The organism is Desulfobaculum bizertense DSM 18034, assembly GCF_900167065.1.
GTDB lineage: Bacteria > Desulfobacterota > Desulfovibrionia > Desulfovibrionales > Desulfovibrionaceae > Desulfobaculum > Desulfobaculum bizertense.
The window spans coordinates 114,819-134,229 of the sequence record NZ_FUYA01000003.1 but is presented as its reverse complement, the minus strand read 5'-3'; the positions used below and the strand labels follow the sequence as shown (position 1 = coordinate 134,229).

At 52.4% G+C, this 19,411-nt stretch carries 16 protein-coding genes; 11 read left to right on the top strand and 5 right to left on the bottom strand.

Annotated features, from left to right (window positions below):
- A complete protein-coding gene (locus B5D23_RS05640; RefSeq protein ID WP_078684444.1) occupies nucleotides 1–834 on the bottom strand; it encodes an ABC transporter ATP-binding protein in 834 nt (277 codons plus the stop codon).
- Between the two features lies 1 nt (nucleotide 835).
- Nucleotides 836–1,981, bottom strand: a complete 1,146-nt coding sequence (locus B5D23_RS05635) for an ABC transporter permease (RefSeq protein WP_078684443.1) — start codon at nucleotides 1,979–1,981, stop codon at nucleotides 836–838.
- 273 nt (nucleotides 1,982–2,254) lie between these two features.
- Here B5D23_RS05635 and B5D23_RS05630 point away from each other — a divergent pair, with 273 nt between their 5' ends.
- The 6 genes from B5D23_RS05630 (at nucleotide 2,255) to B5D23_RS05600 (ending at nucleotide 10,039) form a co-directional block, all read left to right on the top strand.
- Nucleotides 2,255–2,938, top strand: coding sequence for a Crp/Fnr family transcriptional regulator (locus tag B5D23_RS05630; RefSeq protein ID WP_078684442.1), 684 nt, complete (start codon nucleotides 2,255–2,257; stop codon nucleotides 2,936–2,938).
- 16 nt (nucleotides 2,939–2,954) lie between these two features.
- A complete protein-coding gene (locus B5D23_RS05625; protein ID WP_159445927.1) occupies nucleotides 2,955–3,482 on the top strand; it encodes a PH domain-containing protein in 528 nt (175 codons plus the stop codon).
- Nucleotides 3,483–3,736: 254 nt separating this feature from the next.
- Nucleotides 3,737–5,356 carry a hydroxylamine reductase gene (hcp, locus tag B5D23_RS05615; protein ID WP_078684439.1) on the top strand — a complete coding sequence of 540 codons (1,620 nt, stop codon included), beginning with the start codon at nucleotides 3,737–3,739 and terminating at the stop codon, nucleotides 5,354–5,356.
- A 191-nt stretch (nucleotides 5,357–5,547) separates the two neighbouring features.
- On the top strand, nucleotides 5,548–6,300 hold the full coding sequence (locus B5D23_RS05610; protein ID WP_078684438.1) for an ATP-binding protein: 753 nt from the start codon (nucleotides 5,548–5,550) through the stop codon (nucleotides 6,298–6,300).
- 132 nt (nucleotides 6,301–6,432) lie between these two features.
- Nucleotides 6,433–7,842, top strand: coding sequence for a sigma-54-dependent transcriptional regulator (locus B5D23_RS05605; protein WP_144012556.1), 1,410 nt, complete (start codon nucleotides 6,433–6,435; stop codon nucleotides 7,840–7,842).
- A 199-nt stretch (nucleotides 7,843–8,041) separates the two neighbouring features.
- On the top strand, nucleotides 8,042–10,039 hold the full coding sequence (locus tag B5D23_RS05600) for a methyl-accepting chemotaxis protein (RefSeq protein ID WP_078684436.1): 1,998 nt from the start codon (nucleotides 8,042–8,044) through the stop codon (nucleotides 10,037–10,039).
- Nucleotides 10,040–10,142: 103 nt separating this feature from the next.
- Here the strand turns inward: B5D23_RS05600 and B5D23_RS05595 are convergent, their stop codons facing one another.
- Nucleotides 10,143–12,203, bottom strand: a complete 2,061-nt coding sequence (locus tag B5D23_RS05595; RefSeq protein ID WP_078684435.1) for a ribonucleoside triphosphate reductase — start codon at nucleotides 12,201–12,203, stop codon at nucleotides 10,143–10,145.
- Nucleotides 12,184–12,819, bottom strand: coding sequence for an anaerobic ribonucleoside-triphosphate reductase activating protein (locus tag B5D23_RS05590; RefSeq protein WP_234985068.1), 636 nt, complete (start codon nucleotides 12,817–12,819; stop codon nucleotides 12,184–12,186). Before B5D23_RS05590 ends, B5D23_RS05595 begins: the two co-directional genes overlap by 20 nt.
- 908 nt (nucleotides 12,820–13,727) lie before the next feature.
- Here B5D23_RS05590 and B5D23_RS05580 point away from each other — a divergent pair.
- The gene (locus B5D23_RS05580) at nucleotides 13,728–14,207 is read left to right on the top strand and encodes a response regulator (RefSeq protein ID WP_078684432.1); all 480 of its coding nucleotides are present in this window, start codon (nucleotides 13,728–13,730) and stop codon (nucleotides 14,205–14,207) included.
- A 40-nt stretch (nucleotides 14,208–14,247) separates the two neighbouring features.
- Here B5D23_RS05580 and B5D23_RS05575 read toward each other — a convergent pair whose 3' ends face one another.
- On the bottom strand, nucleotides 14,248–15,375 hold the full coding sequence (locus B5D23_RS05575; protein WP_078684431.1) for an iron-containing alcohol dehydrogenase family protein: 1,128 nt from the start codon (nucleotides 15,373–15,375) through the stop codon (nucleotides 14,248–14,250).
- 386 nt (nucleotides 15,376–15,761) lie between these two features.
- On the opposite strand from B5D23_RS05575, the gene phnD reads away from it, so the two are divergent.
- The 4 genes from phnD to phnE (B5D23_RS05555) all read left to right on the top strand — a co-directional run bounded on the left by phnD (nucleotide 15,762) and on the right by phnE (B5D23_RS05555) (nucleotide 19,199).
- Nucleotides 15,762–16,772, top strand: a complete 1,011-nt coding sequence (phnD, locus tag B5D23_RS05570) for a phosphate/phosphite/phosphonate ABC transporter substrate-binding protein (protein ID WP_078684430.1) — start codon at nucleotides 15,762–15,764, stop codon at nucleotides 16,770–16,772.
- A gap of 89 nt (nucleotides 16,773–16,861) precedes the next feature.
- Nucleotides 16,862–17,629: a phosphonate ABC transporter ATP-binding protein gene (phnC, locus tag B5D23_RS05565; protein WP_078684429.1), complete on the top strand. Its 768-nt coding sequence runs from the start codon at nucleotides 16,862–16,864 to the stop codon at nucleotides 17,627–17,629.
- The gene (gene phnE / locus B5D23_RS05560; protein ID WP_078684428.1) at nucleotides 17,626–18,408 is read left to right on the top strand and encodes a phosphonate ABC transporter, permease protein PhnE; all 783 of its coding nucleotides are present in this window, start codon (nucleotides 17,626–17,628) and stop codon (nucleotides 18,406–18,408) included. Before phnC ends, phnE (B5D23_RS05560) begins: the two co-directional genes overlap by 4 nt.
- Complete coding sequence (phnE, locus tag B5D23_RS05555) at nucleotides 18,405–19,199, top strand: phosphonate ABC transporter, permease protein PhnE (RefSeq protein ID WP_078684427.1); 795 nt, start codon at nucleotides 18,405–18,407, stop codon at nucleotides 19,197–19,199. The genes phnE (B5D23_RS05560) and phnE (B5D23_RS05555) overlap by 4 nt, the downstream gene beginning before the upstream one ends.
- The last annotated feature ends 212 nt before the right edge of the window (nucleotides 19,200–19,411 follow it).

The following is a 19,411-nucleotide window of genomic DNA, read 5'->3' as shown; positions in this document are numbered from 1 at the left end:
TTAGTCCTCGCTGTCAGTGGCTTCCCGGTTAAAAAAGCTTCTGACCCAGTCATTTTCGGAGTTGTCCCGAAGGGTCCGGGGATCTCCTTCTGCAATGATGCCTTTGACGCGTTTATCCAACATTATAACCCGGTCAGCGACAGAGTAAATGCTGGGGAGTTCATGGGTGACTAAAACAAAGGTAATGCCGAGGCGGTCGCGCAGGCCGAGAATGAGCTGGTCGAGTTCTGCCGAGGTAATGGGGTCAAGACCTGCCGATGGTTCGTCCAGAAAGAGAATGGCGGGATCAAGGGCCATTGCCCGGGCCAGAGCCGCACGCTTCCGCATGCCACCGGAAATTTCTGCGGGCAGATGCTCTTCGTAGCCAGCGAGCCCCACAAGAGCGAGCTTCATGTGGGCAATCATGTCCATCGCTTCGCTGGGGAGGTCCGTAAATTCCTCAAGGGGAATGCGGATGTTTTGGCGAAGCGTCATGGAGCCAAAAAGCGCGCCAGACTGATAGGTGATGCCGATGCGCTGAAGAATTTCGCGCCGGTCTGAACTGCTGGCAGAAACGAGGTCGCGTCCTTCGAGAAGAACTTTGCCTTGCCGGGGCTGATGCAGTCCAATGATATGCTTGAGCAGGGTGGACTTGCCACAGCCTGAACCGCCAAGGATGACGAAAATTTCGCCCCGTTGTACCTCAAAACTGATGTCCTTGAGGATAATGTTGTCCCCGTAGCCCGCCACAAGGTCCGAGACCGCGATGATGGGCGCGTCAGATGGAAACTCTACGGGGGGAGCTGGAGTGCAGTCCTGAGTGCCGGGGGATGCTATTTCTGTGTATTCAGTCATGCTAGATTCCAAGTGCAAAAAAGACAGTAGCCATTATGCCGTCCGAGACCGCAATGAGGATAAGCCCACTGACGACTGAGGAGGTCGTGGAGCTGCCAACGGCGCTTGCGCCAGAGCCTGTAGTGAGACCGCGCTGGCAACCAACTCCAGCGACCAGGATGCTGAAAACAAGGGCTTTGAAAAGACCGCCAGTGAAATCCCCAATGGTGACGTTCATGAGTACGTGCGAAACGTAGGTGGACAGGGTGTAGCCAAAGCCTGTGACTACAAGCGCGCCACCAATCAGGGCAAAAAAGTTAAAAAATATGGTGAGAAAAGGCGTTACGGTGAGTGCTGCAAGCACGCGGGGAATCATGAGAAAACGCAGTGGGTCCAGTCCCATGGTCTGGAGCGCTGCGACTTCTTCGTTGACCTTCATGGTGCCGATTTCTGCGGCAAAGGCAGATCCGGAACGCCCGGCCAGCAGGATGGCCGTGACCAGCGGGCCAAGCTCCCGCAGCATGGAAAGACCAAGAAGATTGGCAACGTAAATATCCGCACCAAAACGGCGCATGGGGACGGCTGACTGGAAAGACATAATCAGCCCCATGAGGAAACCAATCAGGGCAATGATGGGGAGAGCGTTGACGCCTGCGGATTCGCAGACAGCCCAGTAATCTTTCCAGCGAATGACATGCGGCTGGCGCAGGGCGTGAAGCAGGGCGCGGGAGGATTCGCCAATAAAGGCAACCTGTTCGGCACTGTCGTTTAGGATTTTGCGTCCTTTGTGTCCAAGTGACTCTATGAATCCCTTTTTCTCACGGGGGGATTCCTTTGGCGTTTCTTCTTCGGTGAAGAGTGTCAGAAGTTTTTGGACGTGAGCAGGAACGTTTTCTATGCTCAGTTCAAGATTTTTTTCTGCGCACAGGCGCTTGATGTGCATGATGAGTGCTGCGCCAGAGCCATCAAGATAGCTCAGCTCAGAAAGATCAAGCGTGAGCTGTGGAATCGGCGCGGTATGAATCCAGTCTGTGGCGGCTTGCCAGATGAGCGCGGTGCCTGTGGCATCCAGCCGACCAGAGATGACGCGTCCACCTCGAACCCGGGTGGAAGGAAGAAAGCAGGCCGCAGGTCGTTCTGTAACGGTTTCTGTGCTTTTTTCTGTCATATTTTCTGTGTATAATCTGTTGTGTTGAAAAGGTGCAACTCAGGCGAAATGAAACCATTTCATTTGGCTTTGTGAAAAATATTTCATACTGTTCGGATCTGCTTTTGCCTTTTCCCCAAGTATGGGAAGGCTGTGTAGTGCAGTTGTACATCTTTTCTGGTGGTATTGAAATATTTTGCAGAACTTTCACAATTGCGCTGTCTATCTGCGTGGAATTCTGAGAGTTTGTTTTGTGCACATGTGGCTGCGGCACGACAAAAGAGGATAAAAGGGATGAATCATTCGGCGTTTATTGCCAAACTGCCGCTGTTTTCTGGCCTGACTGAGGAACACCTTGCAGCAGTTTCGTCTATTGCGGTGCCTCTGAGTTTTCGCAAGGGACAGACGATATTTCTGGAAGGGGCTGCGGCCCGTGGTTTCTATGTTGTGCGCAAGGGACAGGTGAAGATTTTTAAGCTCTCCCCGGAGGGGCGGGAGCAGATTATTCATGTGTATGGTCCCGGGGAAACCTTTGCGGAGGTTCCTGTTTTTGAAAACGGACGTTTCCCTGCCCATGCCGAGGCCACGGCCAAGACCGAACTTTTGAGCTTTTCGCGTGAGGATCTTTTGCGACTGATGCAAAAGGACGCAAGCATTGGCTTGAATATGCTGGCAGTGATGGCTCATAAGCTTCGGCGCTTTACCATACAGCTTGAACGCCTTACCCTGCGCGAAACACCGCAGCGGCTTGCGGCGTACCTGCTTGATGTGTCTTTGCGCAGTGGAGGAGAGACGTCTATTGAGCTGGATATTTCCAAGGGGCATCTGGCGAGCCTTTTGGGAACAGCTCCGGAGACGCTGTCCCGGATTTTGCGAAGGATGAACGATGCAGGCTTGCTGTCCGTTCAGGGGCGACAAATCCGTATTGTACAGGCTGACCAGCTCGAAGCGCTGGCATCTGGCGAAGAGAGACTTTGAGAACAAAGGATTTTCCATGAATAAGATATTCAGGGTTCCCATGAAGGCCTGGGTTGTGGGCCTGCTTTTGATTTTTGCCATTATGGTGATGGCGGCAACGGTGTGGAGCTTCCGGTCTGGAATTTTTTGGACAGGAGTCTGTATTGTCGCGGTTGGCTTCCCGTTTATTGGCCTGTACTGGTGGATGCTTTATGTGAATCCGTCCAAGACCAAGATTGAGATTCGGGAGAATGGAGAGCTGCGGGTTACTGCTCCGCCATTTTTGACCGCCAAGATGGACCTTGGCACTGTGGAAAGCGCCCGTGTGGTCCCAAACATGGACAAAGATTCCATTCTCGGTTCCCTGTCGCGTGAGCGAAGCATGGACTACCTTGGCTTCAAAAGTGGCATGTTTTCAACGAATTCCGGGACGAGTGTGCTTTTGGTGAGCCGGAGTACAAAAGTTCTTGAACTGAGGACTGATAAATTGACATATGCCTTTGGTCCCAAGGAGTTTGACGAATTTCTTGCTGCTGTTCGCGAGCATGTCGCGGTTACTGAATAGAAAAAATTTCTGGAAAAATAAGGGGAAAGCCCCTCGTGAAAAGACGCCGTTCTTCGGCGTCTTTTTTTTGCCTCACGCCTGTTCTGTGTTATGCTTGCTGAACTCCTGTCTGGTGCGCACCGCCTGCGATATGAAAAAAATCCTGAAAAACATGGAAAACTTGACGTGCGTCAAAGTCAGGGGAGCTTGTGGCGTCTAGTCTGGCTTTAACGAATTCAGGAGTGCCTGTTGTAGGCATTCATAAGGAGGAACGCATGTTTTGTTATCAGTGTGAACAGCGGGGCAGCGACGGTGGCTGCACCAATATGGGTGTTTGTGGTAAAAATCCGGAAGTTGCATCTCTTCAGGATTTGCTGACTTACCTACTGCGTGGTTTGTCCGTGATTGCAATCGAAGGCCGTAAGCACGGCATCGAAGACCTGGAAGTGGACCGCTTCACTGCTCAGGCACTGTTTGCGACCCTGACCAACGTCAACTTTGATCCTGAACGCTTTGAACAGCATCTTAGCCGGGTTGTTGAACTGCGCGAAGACCTGAAAAAGCGTGTTGCTGCTGCTGGTGGACCGCAGAGCTATACAGAGGCTTCTGTGAACCTGACACCGCTTTCTGGTGTGCCGCATGCGGAGCAGGGCGCACTGTATGGTCTTTTGGTTGACCATTCTGAAAATGATGACATTCGTTCCCTCCAGCATACCGTGCTGTTTGGCCTGCGTGGCGTTGCTGCCTATGCTGACCATGCCCGTGTGCTTGGACAGGAAGATCCAGAAGTCTATGCCTTCATGCATGAAGGTTTGGCTGCTATTTATAAAGACCTGTCCCTTGAGGACTGGGTTGGGCTGACCTTGAAGGTTGGCGAAGTGAATCTGAAAGTTATGGCTCTGCTGGATGCGGCCAATACTGGCGCATACGGCAACCCGGTTCCGACTGAGGTTCCGCTTGGGCACAAGAAGGGCAAGGCCATTCTTGTTTCCGGTCATGATCTGAAAGACATGAAGGAACTGCTTGAGCAGACACAGGGCATGGGCATTACCGTTTACACCCATGGTGAAATGCTGCCGTGTCATGGCTATCCGGAACTGAAAAAGTATCCGCATTTCTATGGGCATTATGGAACTGCATGGCAGAACCAGCGCCGCGAATTTGCCGATTTCCCCGGCGCAATTTTGATGACCACCAACTGTATCCAGAAGCCGACCAGCTACATTGAAAATATCTTTACGACTGGCCGCGTTGGCTTCCCCGGCGCTGAGCATCTGAAAAATGGTGATTTCCGCGCTGTTATTGAGCGCGCTCAGGCTCTTCCCGGCTTTGCTGAGGATGAAGACAAGGGTTCCGTGCTGACAGGGTTTGCGCACAATGCTGTGCTTTCTGTTGCAGACAAGATCATTGATGCGGTGAAGAGCGGCGCTATTCGCCATTTCTTCCTCGTTGCTGGCTGTGACGGCGCAAAGCCCGGCCGTAACTACTACACTGAGTTTGTCGAAAAAGTGCCAGAGGATTGCGTTGTCCTGACTCTGGCCTGCGGCAAGTTCCGTTTCTTCGACAAGAAGCTTGGCGACATCGGCGGCATCCCTCGCCTGCTCGACATCGGTCAGTGCAATGACGCCTATTCTGCAATCCAGATTGCTGTTGCCCTTGCTGGGGCCTTTGACTGCGGTGTGAACGATCTCCCGCTGTCGATGGTGCTCTCCTGGTACGAGCAGAAAGCCGTTGCGGTCCTTCTGACGCTTCTGCACCTTGGTATTCAGGACATCCGTCTTGGACCCACACTGCCTGAATTCCTGACGCCAAACGTTCTTCAGGTTCTGGTGGATCATTACCACATTAAGCCGATCACCACGCCTGACGAAGATCTCAAGGCTATCTTGGGGTAGTTTCTCCCACGTGAAAAGCTGCGGGCGGTTTCCTTATGGGATTCCGCCCGTTTATTTTTTTTCGAAAAAAATATCGATTTTTTGATCTGCATCAAGGGCCTTGCGCCGGATGCGACATAGTGTTTTTTCATCACGAAGGGATAGCGTGAAGAAAAAAAGCAGGGCATCCGGGAAGGGATGCGGAGGAAAATATGGCAAAGCAGAAAAGAAAAATTATCGAGATTAACGAAGAACTGTGTAACGGCTGCGGGCAGTGTGTCCCGTCTTGCGCCGAAGGCGCTCTGGCCATCATTGATGGGAAGGCAAAGGTCGTCAAAGATATGTTTTGTGACGGACTTGGTGCCTGCCTTGGGGATTGCCCGACAGGTGCGCTCAAGATTGTTGAGCGAGAGGCTGACCCCTTTGATGAAGAGGCTGCAATGGAGCACGTACGCCGTACCCGTGAGGAGAAGCCTTCTGGCGGCTGCCCCGGTTCCGCGCTGCACAGTTTTGCCCCCGCGGGTGGTGGTTGCCCCGGCTCGGCCCTGCATGCCTTTGTTCCAGAAGCCCAGACTGCTTCGGCAAGCGAAGGTCCAGCAGAGCAGAACAGCCTTGGCCACTGGCCTGTGAAGATTCGACTGGTTCCGGCACATGCGCCGTTCCTGAATGGTGCAAACCTTGTTGTTGCTGCTGACTGCACAGCCGTTGCCGTGAAAGATTTTCACGACCGCTTTGTACCGGGCAATGTCGTGATGATTGGCTGCCCCAAGTTTGACCCTGATGATTATGCTGCCAAGTTTGAAGAGCTGTTCAGCAACGCGAACATCAAGAGTGTGACCGTTGTCAGAATGGAAGTTCCCTGTTGCCAGGGCATTGTTGGTGCCGTGCGCAAGGGGCTTGAGGCCTCTGGAAAGCGACTTCCGTATCAGGAGATTGTCGTGGGCCGTCAGGGAGAACTTTCGTAAAATTTTGTATGGTCTTTGTGTGTTGAAAGGGCAGGTGTCCAGCTGGATGCCTGCTCTTTTTTTGTGCCTAAAAAAGAGATTCTCCGTGAAGCCCTGCCGCGATTGGTGTACAGTTATGGTGGAGGATTCTCTATGGCTAAGGTGTTTATCATAGATCGTGACCCGGAAATGCAGGGTGGCTTTCGTCAGAGTCTGGAACAGGCGGGCCATTCGGTCGTCTGGGCGAGTGACAGGAGCACGCTGGATCAGGCCCGGCTGGCACATCGCTGCGATGTGGCCTTTGTCGGTTCTGAGTTTGGGGATGCCTCCAGTCTGGACATTTTGAATGCCCTGCGCTGTCAGCCTTCTCCTCCAGAGGTTCTGATGCTTTCGTCAACGGCAGATCCCGACCTTGCCGAAGCTGCACTTCGGGCTGGCGCGTGGGACTTTGTTGTAAAGCCTTGCTCGACAGAACGGCTTTTGCGGCTTTTGGACAGGGCCGTGAGTTCCCGTCTCCAGTCTGGCGATGACCGCGTGATTCAGCCGATGCAGTCTGCGCTGGTGGGGAGTGACCCGCGTCTGATGTATTGCCTGCGACAGGCTGCACTTGCTGCGCAGAGCATGAATGAAGTGCTGGTGATGGGGGAGACCGGGACGGGCAAGGACCTTGTTGCGCGGGCCGTGCATAATGCCTCAAAGCGAAAGAATGGGCCGTTTGTGATCGTGGACTGTGCTGCTCTGCCGGGAAATCTCGCAGAGAGTCTGCTGTTTGGGCATGTCCGCGGGGCGTTTACCGGGGCGGAGAGTTCACAGCAGGGGCTGGTTGCTCAGGCCAACGGGGGGACGCTGTTTCTTGATGAAGTTGGCGAGCTGCCCATTGCGGTACAGTCCAAGTTTTTGCGCGTTCTCCAGACACGGCGCTATCGTCCCGTTGGTGCCCAGCGTGAAGAAAAGAGTGACTTTCGGCTGATAGCTGCGACGAACCGTGATCTTGAGAAGATGACTCGTGAGGGCGGATTCCGGAGTGACCTGCTTTTCCGGCTCAAGACTGTGCATGTTGATTTGCCACCGCTTCGGGAACGAAAAGGAGATATTTCAGCGCTTGCGGTGCATCTGCTTTCGCGACACGCCCGGGAAAGTTCGCAACAGCTCAAGGGGGCAAGTCCTGAGTTTTTGCAGGCGCTGAGTTCCTATGGCTGGCCCGGTAATGTTCGGGAACTCAAACATGCCCTTGAAGCTGCCTGTCTTGCTGCGGGCGATGCCCCAACGCTTTTGCCGCACCATCTGCCTTTTGAACTGCGTGTTTGTTATACCCGCGACGTGGTGGGACGGCCGGAGCTGTGTCAGAAGTGTTTCGGAGAAAATCAGAAATTTGAGCCTGTGACATGGGCGGAATACCGGAAACGTGCTGTGAAGACAGCAGAAGCAGAGTATGTCTTGGGGGTGCTTGAGCATACAGGGCAGAATGTAAAGAAGGCGATTTCGCTTTCAGGACTCAAGACAGCGCGGTTTTATGAATTGATGAAGTCTGTAAAAAAACGGAAGAAAAAAGAAAAATTCTGAAATAAGCAGAATCCTGTTCTGAAAAAGAAAGAAAAGGTCTGTTAAACCGTCTTTTCGGTACGGCAGGCTTTTTTTATTTTGTCTATAAAATTGATTTTTTGTAGAGGTGGGATCTTTTGGAATGCTTTTTGTAAAGAAGAGACTCCCGCACACATGACAGTGTTGTGCTCGTTTCTCTCACACATCGCAAGGAGCAGGTATGTTTAAAAATCTGAAGCTTGGTTTCAAAATGGCTATTGGTTTCAGTGTCGTCCTTATTCTGACTGCCGTTGTTGCTCTGGTGGGTATTCAGGGCATGGGAGGAGTCAAGGACCGTGTGGACAAGTCTGACGGTGTGAATGTTCTGGTGCAGGACATTCAGCGTGCCCGTCAGTATGAAAAGAATTTTATGCTGCGCAATGACCAGGAGTCGCTGGACAGGCACGCCGAGCTTGTTGAGCAGATTTATGCTGAGGCAAAGGGCTTGCGCGGAATGTTTACGCAGCAGGTGAATATTGATCAGATCGACGAAGTGACGGCCAAGACCAAGGAATATGAAAAGGCCTTCGCAGAATACGTTGGGCTGAGTCAGGAACGTGAGCAGACCATGAGTGTCATGCGCTCTCTGGCCCGTGAAGCTTTGGCTCGCTGTGAATCACTGCGGGAAGAAGAAGTGAAGCAGGCAGAGCTGTTGGCCCGCGGGCAGGCGGCATCTCGCGAGGTTGCCACCGCAAATGTTTCTGCCCGCCTTGTGCAGTGGTTCATTGATGCCCGAAAGAATGAAAAAGAAGTGATTATTTCGGGTGAAGAAAAGTATCGGCAAAATGTCCAAAACGATGTGCAGCAGATTCAGGCTTTGGCGCAGGAGACCTCTCACAAGGTCCAGAGTGCCCGCTATGAATCCTTGCTGGACGAAGTCTCCAAGGCTGTCGACAAGTATTACGTGGCATTTAGCCGCTATACAGAACTGATGCAGCAGCAGGGTGAGTCTTCGCAAAAAATGCTGGTGGCAGCACGGGCAGCGCAAAAGGAATGCGTGAGTGCGCATGCTGACCAGCAGCAGAAAATGATGGCGGAAATGGCCTCGTCCAACATGATGATTTATTCGGGTGCGTCCATTGCTTTTGCCATCGGCATTATTGCCGCACTGTTTATTACCCGTGCCATTACCCGTCCTATTCGTCTGGGCGTGGGCTTTGCCAAGGACATTGCTGATGGTGACCTTGGTGCACGGATTGATTTAAACCAGCGTGATGAAATTGGGACTCTTGCAGATTCCCTCAAGAATATGGTTGGGCGCCTTGGAAGCGTTGTTGGTGACGTTCAGGGTGCAGGCCAGAATGTTTCTTCTGGAAGCCAGCAGCTTTCCGCGTCTTCTGAGGCCCTGTCTCAGGGGGCGACAGAGCAGGCCGCTTCCGTAGAAGAAATATCTTCCAGCATGGAAGAAATGACAGCCAACATTCGCCAGAACGCAGAGAACGCTCTCCAGACCGAAAAGATTGCGATTCAGTCTGCGACCGATGCGGAAACAGGCGGAAAGGCTGTTTATGATACTGTCGAAGCCATGAAGCAGATTGCGGACAAGATTTCGATTATCGAAGAGATTGCCCGGCAGACCAATCTGCTCGCGCTCAACGCGGCTATCGAAGCAGCGCGCGCTGGGGAGCATGGTAAAGGCTTTGCAGTGGTAGCGGCAGAAGTTCGCAAGCTCGCCGAGCGTAGTGGCGCGGCGGCAGCAGAGATTAGTGAACTCTCGTCCTCCAGCGTTGAAGTGGCCGAACGTGCGGGTGAAATGCTCTCGAAGATGGTCCCGGACATTAAGCGCACTGCGGAACTCGTGCAGGAGATCGCAGCAGCGAGCAATGAGCAGAATTCCGGGGCAGAGCAGATTAACCAGGCCATTCAGCAATTGGATCAGGTTGTACAGCAAAACGCATCGGCGGCCGAAGAAATGGCCTCCACGTCCACAGAGCTGTCCAGTCAGGCGGAACAGTTGCAGCAGACCATGTCCTACTTCCGTCTTGACGACAATGTGGCAGGTGTGAGGACCCTGTCGTCAGCCCAGGCTGCACCATCCCGGCAGCTTGGTCCGGCTCAGTTCTCACAGCCGTCCGGACCGGCACAGCAACAAGGCGCACCAAAAACGTCAGGTCCTTCGGGCGGCGGAGTAGCTCTGGATATGGGCGCAGACGGCGACGATGAGTTTGAACGCTTCTAGCTTCTACCAACATACGGTCCGGGTCTCCCCTCGGCCCGGGCCTCATGAAAAAAAGCCCCGGTTCAGCTGAACCGGGGCTTTGTCGTGCTGGTGAAGTGTCGTGCTAGGCGACGGTTGCTTCAACGTCGTCAAAGACAACGCGGTCAGCATACTCGGCCTGCTTGCCTTTGTTCCAGCGCGAAACAGGGCGGTAGTAGCCCACAACGCGGGTGTACACTTCGGTGTCCTTTCCGCAGGTCGGGCACTCAAAGTGCTCGCCAGAGATGTAGCCGTGCTCCTCGCAGATGGAGAAGGTTGGCGTAATAGACAGGAAAGGTACCTTGGTCTGGGTAAAGGCCTTGATGATAAAGCTCTTGAGGGCTTCGGTGCTGCTCACGGCTTCGCCGAGGAAGGTGTGGAACACTGTGCCGCCCGTATACATGGGCTGGAGCTGGTCCTGATGCTCAAGGGCAAAAATGACATCGCTTGAAATGCCAACCGGAAGGGCGGTGGAGTTCGTGTAGTAGGGCACGTCTCCGCCGGAGGTCTGGATGGACGGGTACAGGCTCTTGTCGATTTTTGCCAGACGGTAGCTTGTGCCTTCGGCAGGGGTTGCCTCAAGGTTGTACAGGCTGCCAGTCTCTTCCTGGAAGCGGACCGTCAGCTTTTGCAGGTGGTCAAGAACACGCTGCATCAGACGGGTGCCAGCCGGGGTTTCGATGCCCTTGCCCAAAAGGTTCAGGCAGGCTTCGTGTCCACCGATCAAGCCGATGGTGGAGAAGTGGCCTTTGAAACCATTGCGCAGATAGCGGGAGGACCACGGGAACAGGCCGCGGTTCAGGTTGTCATTGATGAGCTTCCGCTTGAACTCAAGGGAATCCTTGGCCAGCTCGGCATATTCTGTAATCAGGTCGAGGAAATCATCCTCGCTCTGGGACAGGAACGCGAGTTTGGGCAGGTTCAGGGTGACAACACCAATGGACCCGGTGAGGTCGCCTGCGCCGAACAGACCGCCGACTTTCTTTCGCAGTTCTCGAAGGTCCATCTTGAGGCGGCAGCACATGGAACGAACATCTTCGGGGCTGAGGTCCGAGTTGATGAAGTTCTGGAAATACGGAGCGCCATACTTGGCGGTCAGGTCCAGAAGCAGGGTGCCAATCTCGGAATCCCACGGGAAATTTTCCGTAATGTTGTATGTGGGAATCGGGAAGGAGAAGATGCGGCCGTCGTAGTCGCCATCACGCATGACTTCAAGGAATGCCTTGTTAATCATGCGCATTTCTTCTTCATATTCACCATAGGTGCTTTCCTGAAGCTTGCCACCAATAATGACGGCTTCCTTGGCTGTGTGCTTGGGGCAGGCAAGGTCAAAGCTCAGGTTGGTGAACGGGCTTTGTCCGCCCCAGCGGGAGGTCGTGTTCAGGTTGAACACAAATTTCTGCATGGCCTGCTTGACCTGTTCGTAGTTCAGGCCGTCATGCCGCACAAAGGGAGCAAGGTAGGTATCAACATTGTTGAATGCCTGAGCACCAGCCCATTCATTTTGCAGGGTGCCAAGGAAGTTGACCATCTGTCCGAGAGCAGCATCAAAGTGATGTGCCGGGCCAGCGCAGGAGCGACCGGGCAGGTTGAAACCTTCGAGCAGCAGGTCGCGAAGGCTCCAGCCAGCGCAATAGCCAGCAAGACCAAAGGACAGATCATGCACATGGAAGTAACCGTGCTCGTGGGCAAGGCGAACTTCTTCGGGGTATTTTTCCAGCGTGTAGCGGGCCTGCACAGAGCCGGAAAGATGCAGCATCAGTCCCTGAAAGGAGTGTGACATGTTTGCATTTTCTGCAACACGCCAGTCAGCCTTGGACAGGTAGGTATCAATGGTGTCCTTGATGTCCAGATAGGTGTTGTCATGGGCCCGGATTTCGCGGCGCTTTTCCCTGTACAGGATGTATTTTTTGGCAACGTTGAACAGGCGGGATTCCATAAGGACTTCTTCGACCATGTCCTGAACGCGTTCCTGACTGGGAACGTCAATGCCTGCGAGTTTGGTTTCGACCTTGTGGGCAAGGCGCTTGGCGAGCAGCGGGTCTTTGACCTTGCTGGCGTTCAGTGCCTTAAAAATTGCGTGTGCGATGCGGTCGAGAGACCAGGTCTCAAGGCAACCATCCCGTTTAAGAATTTGCTTCGGCATGTGATGTCCTCCGGGGTTCTACAAATTTCTGTTCGGTCAGGGAAAAGCCGTGGGGCAGATATGTGCGAACTGTTTCAATGTCGTCATCAGTCAGCAGCGGAACCTTTGTTGTTCGGAAGTAGAACTTGTCAGGCTGCGCTGAGGCGAGAGCAAAAATCTTTTCGATGTTTGCCTGTGCTTCTTCTGCTGTGACTGCATTTCCCGTGAGTTGAGGGAACTTTTCGTACGGGCCTTTGATGTCAACTGCAAAGGTTGTCACCACATTCAGGTCCAGAATCTGTTCGAGAACCTCGGGCCGCATTCCATTACTGTCGAGTTTGATTTTGAGACCAATTTCCGCAAGGTCAGAGAGAATGACGTTCAGACCGGGGACAGTGGTTGGCTCTCCTCCTGTCACTGTGACCCCGTCGAGCCATTTTTTGCGTTGGCGAATAAAATCGAGCAGAGCATCCCTCTTCAGGGCCGGTAATGATTCGTAGTGCCATGCCATCTCGGCATTGTGGCAGGTTGGGCAGTGCAAATTGCATCCGCCAAGAAAGATGACACAGCAGGTGTTTCCGGGCCAGTCGCATAGACTGAACCTCTCGAAACCACGTACGAATTTCCAGGGTTCCATGTACTCCATTCCTACAAAAGTTGCGTGGGCTTGCCTTGCGAACTCATGCCGCAGACATAAGTTCAGGCGTATAAGGACTTCAGACCGTGTGCTGGCTTCTCATTCATCCACAGCTATAGCGTGAAACAATGAGGTTCACAGTGGCTGCACCGCCCCGGATTCTCACCGGGTTAACGGGGCTGAAGCTCCGAGAAACGTAAAGAAATGTAAAAATTGCAAAGGGTTATGACCCCGCGCGCTATCTTCTGAATATACGATAAAACACTGGCTGAGTAAATAGGGGTCGCAAATTTTGAGGGAAAGGAAAACACAACTATTCGCATGAGTTAGCAAAACAGGCGAGTTATTCACTTTTTTATCCACAATGTGGAAAAATTTTTATGCCAGAAAATAAGGACCTTAGGATATTTGTCTGGATAAAATGAAAAAAAATTATTTTGCTGAGGCAGAATTGCCCTAGTTTTTTCACTTTGAAAAATCGTCAAGGGGATAAAAAGAGGGTGAAAGCATGAAACAGTGCGAGCTTAGCGAAAACCCACATCTGTTTTTGGCGCTTGTGGATAGGCTGTGCTTTGTGAGCATTTTCTGCGTGAACGAACTCTCGGGGGCAAGGCCTTGGGCGAAGAACAGTTTTTTGCAGCTTTGGGAAGTCTCCTGTTGATAATTTTGATGGAAAGGACAAATATAGAAAAACTGTTTTTCAAAAAAGATCGGTTGAACCAGTCCCTTTTGATGTGCGTCAAAAGGGGAGCTGTGATAATGAATGCTTTTATTCTACTGAAAAAAATGAGGAAAGAGACATTTTCTTATGCGTCTTGCAATATAAGAATTATGTTTGTATTTATATAAAAAATGCGTAGACTTTCTCTAAATCTGAAAAATGTCTATTTTACCGGGGCAAAATATCCATGAACCCGAGAGACACAGAACACATGCTTTGCGGAGAAGGCTCTCCACGAGGGGTAAAGATTCCGGATTTGCCCAAGCTGCGAATTCTTCTTGCAGAAGATAATCCGGTGAATCAAACCTTTGCGATCCTCATCCTGAAGAGATACGGGCACAGCGTCGTTGCTGTTGCCAATGGGCAGCAGGCTATTCAAGAGCTTGAGACGAATGATTATGATGTTGTGCTGATGGATATTCGGATGCCACTTCTGAGTGGAGATGACGCCTTGGAAGATATCAGGGGCGGGCGTACTTCTGCGCGGGACCCTGAAATTCCTGTTATTGCCATGACCGCACATACCGGAAGCGACGACATTCAGCATTTTGAGGATGTCGGCTTTGATGGATTTATAGGCAAGCCCATGACATGGGAGATAGTCCTGAGCACGATACACATGGCTCTTGAGCGCAAGGGACGGCTTGAGAACTCCACTGAACACTAGAAACCCCGCCACAAGGACGGGGCTTTTTTATGTGCGGGGTTTAGGCAAGTATCTTTTTGAGCAGGTCGCGGGCAATGTCTTCCGTCACCGTGACGGGGTTTGCCTTGGTTGATCCCGAAACAAGAATTTCTTCGACGACAGCATCCGTATCCGCAAGTGTTTTTCCTGAGAATGGATTCTCCATTCCAAAAGCACTCAGTTGCTGGCGTACCCATTCGATAAGATCTTCACCCAGAATGTCACAGAGTTGTGTGTAAAGTTTTTGCACGCTGTCCCTGTTGAGTTCCAGAGCGTAGGGCAGGCAGATTCCACAGCAGACGCCGTGGGGAACGTGGAAGCGTGCCCCCAGCGGGTGAGCAAGCCCATGAACAACGCCAAGTCGTGATGAGCTAAATGCCACGCCTGTGATGTAACTTCCATAGAGCAGAGCTTCGGCCCGCTCTTCGGAAATGCTGCCGGTTTCATTCCGCTCGGCAAAAGCCAGAGGAAGGGTGTTTGCCAGCAGTTCAAAACCCATTGCTGCAAGCTCGCGGGAATACCATGTTGCGTGTCGGCTGGTGTATGACTCTACCGCCTGCGTTATGGCATCCATGCCGGAAGCCGTCAGCACATGGCTTGGGCAGTGCTGGAGGAGTACAGGGTCCAGAATGACAACTTTTGCGTACATATCCTTAGTACGAAAGGATTTTTTTACGCCAGTCTCTGTGTTGGTAAGGACGGAAACCGGGGTGGCTTCCGAGCCTGTTCCTGCTGTTGTTGGTGCAGCCAGGAGTGGGAGGCTTTTCCGAGAGGGTTCTGCTCCGTCGTGATACTCCACGACAGTCCCTGGCTGGTGGAACATTCCGGCACAGGCTTTGGCAATGTCCAGAACGCTTCCGCCGCCTACAGCTGCGATCCACTCTGCACCGTGCTTTCGTGCCGCTTCGAGCAGTTCTTCAAGCTGGGCCAGTGTCGGCTCGCCGCCGGGGTGTTGCCAGAACAGGCAGTCTGTACCCGCGCTCATGTCCTGTTGGATTTTTTGGAGGACGCCATGTGCTGCAAGGCTTGCTCCGTGGACCAAAACACCGCGCTTTCCGAAGAGAATAGCCTGATTGGACAAATTGTGGATTGAACCAGCGCCACTCAGACAGGTGGCTGCGCCTCGAAGTTCCTGCGGGAGGATATTCATAAAAGCTCCAGATGTTGTGTAACTCAAACCTGAATTGCAATTCTTTTCTGCTGCATTCAGTTGGAGAAACTTTTTTTATTCTAGTTTTTTGTCTTCGTGAAGGACGTCACATCACTTTTTTTTGGCTGATACGTATGTGTAAATCGATAATATGAAGAATTGGGATTGCTTTCGTTTTTGTTCGACGTTTACGTGACATATGCGCAAGAATCTTGTGAAAAATCAAATTTTAATATAAGGGGGCCGTGGCGGCTACAGTTTGGAGAGGGTGTACGCGCTCACTTCTGTCGATAGGGCGTTTTTTTACTTCGATAGATTTTAATCACGGTGGGCCGCCAAAAAAAGCGATAGGGAATCATCCTACGTATCAATTGAGGAGGGCTCTGATGGCCAAGCGATTTTTTAGTTTAGTGATGATCATGATGATGGCAGTCATGGTGACTTCTGCTTTTGCAGACGATTGCCTGAACCGTGGTCAGCTTGATGAAATGTATTGTGACAACGACGGTGACCTCTGCGCTGACGCGCCGACCGACGAAAGCAAGTTCCGTGACCCCAGCACTCTGGTCTTTACCTACACTCCTGTAGAAGACCCCGCTGTCTATCAGGATGCTTTTTCTGACTTCCAGCGTTACCTCGAAAAGGCTACTGGCAAGCGTGTTATCTACTACACCGTCCAGTCCAACGCCGCTGAGGTTGAGGCCATGCGTTCCGGCCGTCTGCACATTGCTGGTTTCTCCACTGGCCCCACTGGCTTCGCAGTTAACCTTGCTGGTTTTGTCCCGATGGCAGTCAAGGGCTACCCCGATGGTTTCCAGGGCTACAACCTGATTATGGTTGTTCGTGCCGACAGCCCCTACAAGTCCCTCAAGGACCTCAAGGGCAAGGTTGTTGCTCACACCGCAGCTTCCTCTAACTCTGGTAACCTCGCTCCCCGCGCTCTCTTCCCCAAGCTCGGCCTTGTCCCCGACAAGGATTACCGCGTTGTATATTCCGGCAAGCATGACCAGTCCATCATGGGCGTTCTGCACGGCGACTATGATGCAGCTCCGGTTGCTTCCGACGTCTTTACCCGTATGGCAGAAGCTGGCCGTATCGACAGCTCCAAGTTCCGCATCATTTACCGTAGCGCAAAGTTCCCCACCTCTGCTTTTGGTTATGCACACGACCTCAAGCCTGAGCTGGTTCAGAAAATCATTGGCGCGTTCAACACCTACCGCTTCACTCCTGAAATGCAGAAGACCTTTAAGGGTGCTGACCGTTTCTATCCCGTCACCTACATGGCTGACTGGAAGGTCATCCGTGATATCGCCGAATCCACTGGCGTATATTACAACAAGGCTGGCCTGAAAAAGATGGCTGCAAAAGAAGCTGCCAAGCGCGCAAAGAAGAAATAAAACTTCCTTTGCCCCAATTGCATCTAACCCGGAGGAACATGTGTTTCTCCGGGTTCATACATCCAAGGACCTAAAAAAAAGTGGCAACGATGAATGATTCTGAGCGCACCCTGCGCATTGAAAACCTGGTCAAAGAATATGTGCCTGGCAAGCCTGTTCTGAAAGGTATCTCCCTTGAAATTTCTGGCCGTACCACGACCGCAATCATTGGACCTTCCGGCACAGGTAAGTCCACTCTGATTCGCTGTATCAATCGTCTGATTGATCCCACCAGCGGCAGCATCTCCATTGGAGACAAGGAACTGACCTCCATGAGTGGTAAAGATCTGCGTGCAGCTCGCCGCCGTGTTGGTATGGTTTTTCAGGAGTTTAACCTTGTGGAGCGTCTTTCCGTTATGGAAAACGTGCTCTGTGGCCGTCTCGGATACCTTCCGGTTTGGCGTGCATGGCTCCGCAAATACCCCCAGGACGACATCGAAAGAGCATTCAACCTGCTCGACAGCGTTGGTCTGCTGGAGTTCGCAAACGCTCGTGCAGATAGCCTGTCTGGCGGTCAGCGTCAGCGTGTTGGCATTGCCCGCGCCCTGATGCAGGACCCTCACATCCTCCTCGCTGACGAGCCGACTTCTTCTCTGGACCCCAAGACCTCTGTCGAGATCATGGAGCTGCTGACCCGTGTCTGCACCGAGCGTAAAATCCCGCTTCTCGTCAACATTCATGACGTGAACCTCGGTAAGCGCTTTGCTGACCGCATCATCGGCATGAGCAAGGGCCATGTGGTCTTTGATGGCAAACCAGACGAACTTGAACCCCGTCATCTTCAGGAAATTTACGGCGGCAAGGATTGGCTGCAATGAGCGCTCAGGCCAGAAAATCGCCCTTTAAGGTAAACTGGTGGGCACGTCTGGGCTATGTGCTTGCTATTATCTATGGCATTTATGCTGTGTCCATTTTGGACATCACCTGGGATCGTTTTCTCATCGGTCTTGGTAATGGTGCGCAGTTTCTTTCCGAAATGGTGCCCCCGAACTTTGATCGCTGGAAGCTGCTGATCTGCAACCTGCTGGAAACCATCCAGATCGCTGTAATTGCATCTGCCTTTGGTGTTCTCTTTTCTTTGCCTGTTGGTTTCTGCGCAGCTCGCAACCTTATGCCAGACTGGATGACCTGGCCCGCTCGTGCTTTTGTCTGCATCTGCCGCTCATTTCACCCGGTCATCTTCGCAATTTTGTTTGTTAAGGCCGTTGGCTTTGGTCCGCTTGCAGGTATTCTGACGCTGGTCTTTGCCTCCATCGGCTTTATTGGCAAGCTCTTTGCCGAAGCTATTGAGGAAATTAGCCTCAAGCCTGTTGAAGCCTTGCGTGCTTCTGGTGCTCCATTTTTGAGCATGCTCATTTATGCTGTACTGCCACAGGTTTTTAATCGTTTTGTTGGCTTCGCTTCGTATCAGTTCGACGCCAACCTGCGTAACTCCACTATGGTTGGCATTGTCGGTGCTGGTGGCATTGGCGGAACCCTTTTCGCCGCATTCCAGCGCTTCGACTATGATTTCCTTTCCGCAATTCTGATTTCCATTATCGCTCTCATCATGGTTTCGGAATTCCTGTCCGTGAAAGTGAAGGATTTGTTCCGATGACTGATACACGTAAATGGGTTCGTTTCACCCCTGCACAGCGTCTCGCTCGCTTTATTTTCTATTTCTGTGCTGTGGCGCTTTTTGTGTGGTCTGTGCAGACCGTCGAGGTTATTCCAGAGTTTTTGTATGATGCGCCGACTCAGGTCAAAGACCTGTTTAGCCGCATGGTGCCTCTGGATTTTGCCTACTACCCAGAGGGTCTTCATACTCCGCTCATGGAGACTCTGCATATCGCAACGCTTGGAACGCTGCTCGCCATTGTGCTGGCACTTCCCGTTGGCCTTATGGGCGCCAAGAACATCACCAAGGTTCCAGTTCTGAACTGGTTCGCCAAGCTGATTCTTGTCTCCTCCCGTACGGTTAACTCTCTTGTCTGGGCACTGCTTTTCGTGGCCGTTTTTGGTCCCGGTGCTCTGGCTGGAGCCGTTGCCATTGGTTTCCGTTCCATTGGTTTCTGCGGAAAGCTCATCGCCGAAGCTCTCGAAGAGTGTCGGCAGGGTCCCGTGGAAGCGTTGAAAGCTGCTGGTGCTCCTTGGGCTACAGTGTTTCTCAAGGGTTACTGGCCTCAGGTTGCTCCCGCATTTTGGGGCATCCTGCTGTTCCGCTGGGACATTAATGTGCGTGAATCTGCGGTTATTGGTCTCGTGGGTGCCGGTGGTATCGGCATGGCCCTCGAAACTTCCCTCAACCTGTTTGAGTGGGACCGCGTTGGTGTCATCCTTGTCTGCATTCTGACCATCGTTGTCCTTGCAGAAATCTTTGTTACCAACATTCGTAAGCACATCATCTAGCGCAAGCGCATATGAGTGCAAAGCGGAGGAGGCGAAAGCCTTCTCCGCTTTTTTTATGGGGAAAGTTTGTGGGGACGTGGGGCGGGGGCTTGGAAAGTGAGTGATGTGTGTGGGATGTGATATGTGGGATGTGTGTGTGGCTGGCAGCGAGTTTATGATGGGCTTTTTTACCTCCGGTGGGCAAGGGGATTGCATCCCCCTGCACCCCGCAT